Below are 8,608 nucleotides of genomic sequence, written 5' to 3' on the forward strand. Positions count from 1 at the left end.
ATCCGTGTAGCACGAACATACTTTTCCAGATGGAAAATTGAAGAATATTTCCGTTGTAAAAAACAGATGTTCCAGTTTGAAAACTTTCGCGTACGGAAGCTTTGTGCAATCAATGCACTTAACTTTTATATCACCTTATGCATGGCGTTTCTGGCCTTGATCTCAATGGAAGAAGAGACAAATGCACTCAAGGTTTCAATCATAAAAACGGCAGATCCCATCAAGGAAAAAGTTTTCTTCTGCTATTACCGATTGGCAAAAGGCATCTCAGGCATACTGTCGTATGCGAAAGAGGGCGTCAGACTCTGGTTTCGGACAAAACGTCCGGCATACCGTCAACTTTGCTTTAAGCTGGTCGCTTAGATAGAGGGTCTGCCCCATTGGGCATAAAAGAATAATTCTCCTAAAGTCCGGTTCCGGCGGGGCTTATTTCAGTACCTCTATTCACAATACTGTCTTTTCATTTTTTTCAAAAATAGGACAGATTGGTACTTTAGAAGAAGTTATCTCTTTTGAAATTACATTTTGCGGAAACTCAAGGATCAGTGAGCCGGGGCTAAATGGATTGCTTGATAATGCGTGTTATAATGCCGACAGCTACGTTACGGTCCTCATCAATATGTGTGACTACAAAGGACACCTGATCCTTTTTGCCGACAGTGCGGCTGTCATAGCAGCTGTGGGCAATGGCATTTACCCCTATGCTGAGCCGGACAAATACAGTCCCTTTATGGATGTCCTCCACTGCACCGGCGTATTTCCCCTGGACTTTGCATTTTTTCAAATTGTCTCTGCTTGTATTTCCCTCCACACTCTTGACATCAGCACGGACGGCAATCTCTTCCGGATTGTCAGCCTGCACTTCCAGAATGCGGACCAGAATATGTTCGCCGACATGAAAGCGCTCTCTGGCATCTCCGAGCCAGTCAAAACTGAGGTCCCGGGCCGGGATGGAAACTTCAACTCCGAAAATCTCAGCCCGTACTACTTTTTCAGCGACTGCAATCACACGGGCCTGTACAATGCGGTCCTCATGTATTTTGGCATGACCGGAGGAATCCTTGTCCAGATAAAAAATCTGCCGTTTTTTCATCATGGCATCTTTTCTGCTTGCTACAATACTGCGGGTTTTCGTATCCAATCCTTTCACAATAAAATCAATATCTGAGCCAAGCATATTGTTCAGGACTTTATTTTGCCGTAAGGCGATGTCCCCATAGTCATGTGCTGCATCCTGCACCAGATTGATCACCATCTCTGTGACGGGGATGACTGTACGGAAATCCTTGTAATATACGATTGCAATTAAGCTGCCGTTTTCTGTTTTTTCGATTCCGCCCAGCATGCCGGTCAATATTTTCTTGGTGCGGTAGGCGTTCTGGATTTCGTGCCAGATTAAATCTGCCTTTAACTGGGCGGTTTCCAGCACAGTATCTGACTCCAGGGTTAAAATAGGGGTATTGGTGATAATCTTTTCTTCGTTTGGCATAAAAATCTCCTTTCAGGGTTAGGTCATAATAGAATCTTTTGATAATGGAACCATTTCTGACTCTGAGCTGTCATATGCAAATTCTTCAGACAGCAGGTCAGAAGGCATATTCTCGTAATCCGGCTCTGGCGAAAGCGCGTCTTTGGGAGAATGGCTATCAGGAACTTTCCTTTGTCGCATAGGAACTCCGCTGGAAGTCCTTTTCTTTCCAGGGCGCGCGGCAGTTACTTTGGGAACAAAATTGACTTCCTCATGCTCCCCGTTTTCGCGCCATGTGGGAATATGCTCGCTTGCTTTTCGGAAGATTAGCTTTTGGGAGTCTTCATGTAAAAGATAGTCCCGCTTATGTGCTTTGAGTACCTTTTGTCCGCGCAGGATTATAAGGGCGCAATCCAGAGGAAGCCGCAGGATTTCATCAGGGGTAAGCAATTTTCGTTTTCCAATGGAGCTGGTTTGGTGATATTCCGGGGTATAATCTGATACCCTCCAGCTATTAAGCTGCTTCGCCTCACTGCTGACACCTACCGTAATGTCTCCTGTGCGATCGGAGATGAAGCGTGCGCTAACCTCATCTGTGCATCCGAGGAAGAGCTGTGTATCACAATTCCCGATAATTTCCTGCCATTGGTTCAGTGGATAGCGGTTCTGCATCTGCGGAAGGTTTTGAAAGATGCAGGAAATGCTCATGTTCCGGCTGCGGATTACGGATATTTTTTTGTTCAGCTCTAAAATAGCGCCTGTGTTTGCAAGTTCATCGGCAAGAATATGTACATGTACGGGCAATTTTCCATCCTCTCCATATTTGTCCGCGTATCTCACAAGTTTGATAAAGACAAACGTCATAAATAGGGAAGAGAGAAAATCGAAGGTGCTGTCCTGGTCTGAAGTGATGCAGAAATAAGCACATTTTTCCTTCCCGGGAAGCGTCAGGTCAATCTCATCATAGGATGTAATCTGGCGGATCTGCTTGTTTTGGAAGACCTGAAGCCTTGAACCCAGTCCGATGATGACGCCGGAGCGTACTGTGTCACTGGCCTGGCGATAAATACAATAGGGTACTTTAGCCGGATGTGTGACAGGCAGTAAATCGAAGATACTGTTCAATTCTTTTTCTGAGCTCATGGTCAACAAGCGGTATACTTGACCAATATTCTTTGCATCTGGCGGAAAACCCTGTTCTACATATAGAATTAAGGCCTTCAGCAGATTCATTTCCGCATTATCCCAGAAATGGTCCTCTTTGCCGGAGCCGGTGTTCTGGATGATGACATCAGCAAAGATTTGCGCCATAGTTTCCTGTCCGTCGATTTCCGAAAGGCAGTTCCAACTGTCAGAATTCTCCGGATTCACGAGATTAAAGCATTTTACCGTGTACCCTTCGTTTTCCAGGTATTTGGACATGCTTTCATAAAGCTCGCTTTTGGGGTCGGTGATAATCAGGCTTTCACCGGGCATGTTTGAAGCAGAACCACGGGCGACACTTTGGAAAATCGCATTGCGGCAGTAGGCCCGGCTTTTCATACTGCCGGACGCACCGTAGACGGCAATGTTCCTGTTCATCCGGGTATTATAGGGCAGGCATACCGCTTTTCCGTTTAATTCCCCCAGGATGATTCCCTTATTCTTTTTCACATTGTTTGTAAGTTCCAGCACCTGATGCATCTCATCCGGGGTCATGAAGCCGGACGTACCATAGGTCCCCTTATTGGAGTAGGTCAGGTTCCGCTCCCGGTCAGCAGTTCCGCCGGTCCGATCAAAACCCATACGCATCAGTAAGAAGCTCAAGAGCTCGAATGCAAGCAGACAGATAAAAATCCCATACAGGTTGTACGGGAAATGCGTCAGTGCAGCAAGACACGCCGATGGGTGTAAAGACGGCAGTTGTGGATTGGTTCCATTGCCGGCAAAGTTGCCCAATGCGCTCCAGTGCTGATAGTTGTCAATAAATTGTGCAATATAGCCGCCTGCATATAGTGTGCAGAGTGCTATGGGAAGCAGAAAAATGAGCTTCCACCATCTCTTAGTGTTCATGCAAAAACCCTTTCTTAAATTTGAAAAGGTCAATACTGTGGAATTGTATATCTGCCGTCAGGTATTCCTTCAGACATGGAATCTGAAAGTCAAAGCAGATCAGACTCCCGGGCAAGCCATATACATTCAGTCCGGTATTGAACCGATTGATTCGCTGCATGTCAAAATCATACGCAAGTAATACAGGAATCCGCACAGGGGCAACCGCATCATGTTCGATGGGAATATCATCCCGTGGATCCTCCAGGTCGGACAAAAGAAGTTCTTTTAGCCGGGACATCATCTGTGGATTCAGAAGAATCCTTAAAAGCGCCTCGCCTTCCGGTGTGTTAGGCAGGTAATGAAAATGTTCAAATGCGGTGTCCAGCATGAAGAGACTCTTTTTGTACCCGCCAGTACTTGTCATAAGCCGCAATGCCATGTGCATATCGGTTCCCAGCATGATGGCTCTGACTTTGGGAAGACCGGGATAAGGACGCCCCTGCAGAAAATACTGAAGGAAAGCATTCAGGCGTACTTCTGTTTTGTATTCCCATTTGAGTACGCTGCTTCCGGTATTATAAACTGCGTATACGCAATGAGGGGCCAATAGGATTCCTACACTGCGGGAATTTTTAATTTTAGTGGTTTCACAGCCAAGCTCCTTAATCTCTCTGGAGGAGTAAAAAAGCGGTAGGCTTCGCGGCAGGATTTCTATAGCTTCGCGTTTGGAGGAAAATAGTTTCGGTTTCTCATCCGGGAAAATTGGAACGCCGGCGTGAAGCAGTGTCACATATGTTTCGGCTTTTTGATGAAGCCGCATCCGGCGGAAGACTTCACTCCTGATCAGATTCGTTTCCGTGTTCCCGGTCAAATATGGCGCGAACCGGACAGGGCTGCTGGTAAGCAGCATATCCTTCGCACGTTTTGTCAGGCGATAGCCACGTAACTTATCCCGGTAGTGCGGCCGGATTAGTTTTTCTGCCTTTAAATCCGTAATCAGCTTTTCCATGTAAGAAGGACTCGTCAGCCTGTTTAACTGGTCAGCCGGAAATTCTCCGCTTATCCCAATCAGCTCCAGCAGATGGTATTTCTGTGTGTTTGGTTTAATCAAATGGGCATCACCTCAGTTCAGTTTTCTTACCTATGCCAGCCTATACTTGGGTAAAATGCTGTTTTGACCGGCATGAAAAAAGCAAGGAACCAAAAGAACCCTGCCTTGTTTTTACCTATATCGGAATTTTTGTAAAAAAAATCATAAAATTTCCGATATGATTTTTATGCTGTTCTTCCTGCTTTTTACCCAGTCAGGAAAGACTGCCTTGTCCATAATATATACCACTGTAAGGTCATGTTCGCCTATTTCCGTCGTATGGTAGGTATCACAGAGCAATCCGGTATCGTCTGAAAGAACATACGAAGAAATGACATCCAGAACCTGTTTGAATTCCAGATTGTCATAATCCCGGATTCTACGCATAGGAAAGGTTTCGTCATAAACCTGGCTGAAACAGATAACACAGCTTTGATAGAGTGGCAGGCTATGGTTTTTCAGGTGATCCTGCAAGGCAAAATTAAGCGGTTCGCACAAAAACGCGGTATTCGTATGGAGTCTCCGCTTTGGAAGGAGACCTGGGAGCGTAATGGAGAGGATGCCTTCGGTATCTTCAATCTTGAGATTGTGGGCTTTGGCAGCCTGCCTCATGTAAGCAGACTTTCCCGGGCGCTCCGTAAGAAAGACGAGATTGCGAAGCTGGCATGCAATCCGCTCTGCACGAAGAGCAGCATGAACACTTAATTCCTCATAATTTTCACCATAGGCTTTAATATCAGTAGCCTTTAGTGCAAAAACAGTATTATTCAGTTTCTGGATTTCATCTTCCAATCCCTGAAGCCGTTGGAAAATATTTTTTGTAGTAGTCATAGAACCTCATTTCTTTTGATAGTAACTGACAGCACCACCGGAGTCTACGATGCAGAAAGCTACGACACCTTCAATCCTTACTTTAGGAGCTTGTGATTCGGATTCCAGGATTACCAGCCGGTTTGCATCCGTGACCGGAATGCTCTCCATCACATGATTAAGCAAATCTTCTTCGTTCAAACCGACGTAGATGATTTCATAGCTTTCATCCTGTGCGAAAAAATGAAGTTTAATTGGGAAAGTTCCACTGGTGTGGTAAATGATTGCTTTCTTAAAATCCAACAGAACCCAAAAGGCCGCGATGACACCACAGTCTGGATTTGATGCGGACTCTGGGGAATCACATAGTATTCCGGAATCTGTATCGTGGTAAATGCGCCCCTGCTTTACCATGCTGGTAATCAGGGATTTCATGGAATCGCTATTCTTTGGGAAGAGCTGCAGCACCTGTTCATAGAGCAGGGTATGATATGTGGTAATAATCCGCAGCAGTTCTGCACCCTCGCCGTTGTAAATTTGATTTCTTGTTTTCATAGTTAGCTCCCTTCTAAGTCAATTTAGATGAAATTGTACGTACAGTCATGCGTATGACATATTTTTGTGCAGGTTACTGTACGTACAGCATACTTATGACCCGCTGTCAGCAATTGGGTGGATGGGTACAAAAAAAGCACCGGTCAGGGTGCTGGATGCGAAAACTATAAGCAATACCTATTGTAGCATAGGTAATTTTCCACCACAATTGCAAAAGCGGGTCAATGTAGTGACAAGATTGTGCCACGCTATTCCGGGAAGAACTGATTCAGCAGTCCAAGTGTTTCTTTTGCAGTAAATCCCCAGAGAATGGTACTAAGCGCCTCTATTGCAGCACGTCGCTTGCGGTAATAAGTCCGGTAGGAAATATTATCAATGTGGAGTGCCAGCTTTTCCAGAATTTCATCCGTGTTTCTAAGTTCTTGAGGCGACAGGAAGGCATAATAAAGGATCCAGTAATACTGTTCCCCGTGTTTGTGGCTGGTTCGCAGGAGGTCAACAGAGGAATCCAGCAATTTTAGCATTTTGTTGCTTCGTTCAATACTTTTTGCCCGTTCTTCGATATCGCTTCCGGTGAGTTCCGCCCCGGCGGCATACAGCATATCCAGAAATTCATCAATGCTGGTACCATACTCCATCCGAAACTGCTTTTCCAGCTGATGGACAACCACCTTCAGGCTGTACTGGGCATCCCGGTATCGTCGAAGAAACTTATAGGTGTCATGGAATCGTGGATCCTCTTCCGGAGAAGGGAATGCCTGGTAATTTTGCTTTGCCATGTTATTCACCCCCTTCCTGCTCTTGGCAGTCTACTGTCAATGGACATGGATTGATTGATGCATCCTCTGGAGAAACAGATAGTTCAAACCGGTATCGTGCATTTCCAAATGGGCAGATAATACTTAGAGTATATGTAGTTAATAGACCCTTCCAGGCTGATAAAGGAGATAATATATACTGGGTTTTCCGGCAATGACAGCATGGAATCCCTTGTGTATCCAACATTTCCGCGACTTTTGCGACCATGAATTTCATGTGCGAATCTGGTACGCAGGAGCCGTTTTCTGAAACGGTGATTTGTTCTTCGGTAACAGTTTCTGAAACACAGGTTTCCTCATTTTCTTCTGGAATATGGATAGGCAGTTGCATCTTCATGGCAATCTCCTCCTTATCAATCATGACATCGCTGACATCAAACATAACAGACAGGTAGCTGTTAAGATAAATCATGCTGCCATATTTCCCCTTAAAAGAGATGAGCGTAATTAGTTCTTTATCCTCCAGTTTTTTCAGTATTCGGGAGACGGATGCCTTGGACTGTCCCCAACGGTTGGCCAATGTTTGAAAGCTGGTCAGCGGATTCCCGGTATTATTACGATAATAGACTACTGGCGCTGAATCAGAACCAAATACGAGCGGGTCATTATAGATGGCATGAATCCACATATCCAGCATGATATCCATTTCGGAACATTTTTCCATATCAATCAGCTCATGCACTTTGGCAATCGGAAAAAAGAAAAATCCTGTATCTTTTTCACAGGGATAATTGTATTCCAGGATTTTATTGCTGTTAGGCCAGTCTGTAATCTTGAATTTCAAAAGTTTTTCTTTCCCCATGACAGTATAGGTAATGTGGCCGCGTTCTTCAAAAGTATTCAGGATGGAAATAGCCTGATGCTGAAATTTACAGCGGAACCAGGATTGAACCTCTTTTAAGGTGCAAATCCATTCACCTGGGCCAACCGTGTACATGAGATGCTCCATACGGCGGTAAGAAGTCCGGTAATTCGCATAGGAACAAAGTATCAGATAATAAAAAAGATAAGAGCAACCGTTGGTTCGGATGGTCTTATCAGAGATTAGGGTTTGTATGAAGCCACGGTAAATGCGGCAGCGTGGGAAATCTACAATTTGTTTTAGTTCTAATTGATAATTCATATGTGAGAACTCCTTTCATTAAAAATGTAGAGCAGGCCATAGAGATGGTCTGCTCCGCATAACTTAGGTATTAGAATCTTACATCAGGCTATAAATTCAACTTAGAGCCGAGAGTACATTCATTGCATTTTTATTGCATTATATTTTTTTCTATTGTTGCTTTTTACATTTCCAAATAGTTCTAAAATGCTGAAAAATCAAGGATATTTGTTAATATGGCGTACTGTCTGTCTGGAGTTTGAGTAGTAAACAGGAAGCCGTGAGGCCGCATAATCAGCGGGTTTCACGGCTTCACTTATATCCCGTGGAACTATTTTGGTACTAAAATTGAGTGAATAAAAAGGAATAAAGCAAAGACGTTTACATATTATATAGAGGTCGTTTGTTCGTAACAGAGCAAGCGGCATTTTTGCGTTCTATACATAGCCATCTCATTTGATGGCTTAATCAAAGGAAGGAGGAGAAGCCAATGAGTAAAAAAACAAACTTACAGCTCTGGGAGACCATGCAAAATAGTGTGAATTTAATTTCTGCTGCATATACATCTGTAAGTGCTTCAAAAGATGGCGTCGTGTAATTCTGCCGCAATGCTGCTATACTAAGCCTATCATTTCTTGAGGCATTTTTTATGCTTATGAATCAACCTACATTCTTCTGGTAATTCTTTTGACCAGGGCAGGTATTTATCCAGTATCTCTGGATGATTCAGA

The 8,608-nt window shown here is 44.3% G+C and carries 8 protein-coding genes; 1 reads left to right on the forward strand and 7 read right to left on the reverse strand.

Annotated features, from left to right (window positions below):
- The coding region (locus BN3456_RS00935) for a hypothetical protein (protein ID WP_347457631.1) at window positions 1–363 on the forward strand (363 nt) is incomplete at its 5' end.
- Window positions 364–556: 193 nt separating this feature from the next.
- On the opposite strand, the gene BN3456_RS00940 is transcribed toward BN3456_RS00935, so the two are convergent.
- The 7 genes from BN3456_RS00940 to BN3456_RS00970 all read right to left on the reverse strand — a co-directional run bounded on the left by BN3456_RS00940 (window position 557) and on the right by BN3456_RS00970 (window position 7,898).
- Window positions 557–1,489: a S1 RNA-binding domain-containing protein gene (locus BN3456_RS00940; RefSeq protein ID WP_089982104.1), complete on the reverse strand. Its 933-nt coding sequence runs from the start codon at window positions 1,487–1,489 to the stop codon at window positions 557–559.
- An 18-nt stretch (window positions 1,490–1,507) separates the two neighbouring features.
- Window positions 1,508–3,520: a VirD4-like conjugal transfer protein, CD1115 family gene (locus tag BN3456_RS00945; RefSeq protein WP_089982106.1), complete on the reverse strand. Its 2,013-nt coding sequence runs from the start codon at window positions 3,518–3,520 to the stop codon at window positions 1,508–1,510.
- Window positions 3,510–4,613, reverse strand: a complete 1,104-nt coding sequence (locus BN3456_RS00950) for a hypothetical protein (RefSeq protein ID WP_242862770.1) — start codon at window positions 4,611–4,613, stop codon at window positions 3,510–3,512. The genes BN3456_RS00945 and BN3456_RS00950 overlap by 11 nt, the downstream gene beginning before the upstream one ends.
- Window positions 4,614–4,754: 141 nt before the next feature.
- Window positions 4,755–5,423: a DUF6100 family protein gene (locus BN3456_RS00955; RefSeq protein WP_089982107.1), complete on the reverse strand. Its 669-nt coding sequence runs from the start codon at window positions 5,421–5,423 to the stop codon at window positions 4,755–4,757.
- A gap of 6 nt (window positions 5,424–5,429) precedes the next feature.
- Window positions 5,430–5,957 (reverse strand): DUF5697 family protein, encoded by a 528-nt coding sequence (locus tag BN3456_RS00960; protein ID WP_089982109.1) that lies wholly within the window; start codon window positions 5,955–5,957, stop codon window positions 5,430–5,432.
- Window positions 5,958–6,205: 248 nt separating this feature from the next.
- The gene (locus BN3456_RS00965) at window positions 6,206–6,736 is read right to left on the reverse strand and encodes a hypothetical protein (protein WP_089982111.1); all 531 of its coding nucleotides are present in this window, start codon (window positions 6,734–6,736) and stop codon (window positions 6,206–6,208) included.
- 1 nt (window position 6,737) lies between these two features.
- Window positions 6,738–7,898, reverse strand: coding sequence for a MarR family transcriptional regulator (locus BN3456_RS00970; RefSeq protein WP_242862771.1), 1,161 nt, complete (start codon window positions 7,896–7,898; stop codon window positions 6,738–6,740).
- Window positions 7,899–8,608: the final 710 nt, after the last annotated feature.

The organism is Clostridium sp. C105KSO13 (assembly GCF_001517425.1).
GTDB lineage: Bacteria > Bacillota > Clostridia > Lachnospirales > Lachnospiraceae > Muricomes.

Excerpts from the sequence above, each read along its gene's own strand:
- BN3456_RS00965 (WP_089982111.1), bottom strand. The coding sequence starts at position 6,736 with ATGGCAAAGCAAAATTACCAGGCATTCCCTTCTCCGGAAGAGGATCCA.
- BN3456_RS00960 (WP_089982109.1), bottom strand. The coding sequence starts at position 5,957 with ATGAAAACAAGAAATCAAATTTACAACGGCGAGGGTGCAGAACTGCTG.
- BN3456_RS00955 (WP_089982107.1), bottom strand. The coding sequence starts at position 5,423 with ATGACTACTACAAAAAATATTTTCCAACGGCTTCAGGGATTGGAAGAT.
- BN3456_RS00945 (WP_089982106.1), bottom strand. The coding sequence starts at position 3,520 with ATGAACACTAAGAGATGGTGGAAGCTCATTTTTCTGCTTCCCATAGCA.
- BN3456_RS00940 (WP_089982104.1), bottom strand. The coding sequence starts at position 1,489 with ATGCCAAACGAAGAAAAGATTATCACCAATACCCCTATTTTAACCCTG.
- BN3456_RS00970 (WP_242862771.1), bottom strand. The coding sequence starts at position 7,898 with ATGAATTATCAATTAGAACTAAAACAAATTGTAGATTTCCCACGCTGC.